The organism is Vibrio sp. 10N.222.55.C6, assembly GCF_041473395.1.
Taxonomy (GTDB): Bacteria; Pseudomonadota; Gammaproteobacteria; order Enterobacterales; family Vibrionaceae; genus Vibrio; species Vibrio crassostreae_C.
The window spans coordinates 1-476 of sequence record NZ_JBFRSD010000920.1; the positions used below are offsets into that span (position 1 = coordinate 1).

At 43.7% G+C, this 476-nt stretch carries 1 protein-coding gene; it reads right to left on the bottom strand.

Annotation, left to right across the window (positions count from 1 at the left end; translation table 11 throughout):
• Positions 1–476: ATP-binding protein (locus tag AB4486_RS26860; RefSeq protein WP_372119828.1), on the bottom strand; the 476-nt coding region annotated here is incomplete at both ends.

The following is a 476-nucleotide window of genomic DNA, read 5'->3' on the forward strand; positions in this document are numbered from 1 at the left end:
CTGTTAGGCCGTTGTAGTCATCACACCATTGTTCAATTCTGTTTGCATCCACACCAAACTCTAATGTGCTATTTCCTTGCTCGAGGATATCCAGGAAAAGCGCCTTTGTGTCGGCCATATTGAATTCACCTTGAATCAACGCCGCTGTGATTTTTTCAATGTGACGGACATCATGACGACCAGAGCACAAAGAGTAGCTCAGGAACTGATTGCTCAAATTCCCTGCATTAATATTTTGGATAATTTCGCGGTACTCTTTGACGCTAGTAATACGCGACTCGTATTCTAAGCCGTTAGCGTTCAGCTCCGCGGCCAGCTTTGTACAGCCGATAGCGTAAGGCTTATCTTCGCTGTCTTGTTTAATGATCACTGACTGCTCAAACTGACCTTTAACGAAAAGGTAAACAATGCCACCTTTAGTACTAAGGTTTCGATAACAAATGACATGAGCAACTTGACCACGAGCAGTAATGTAC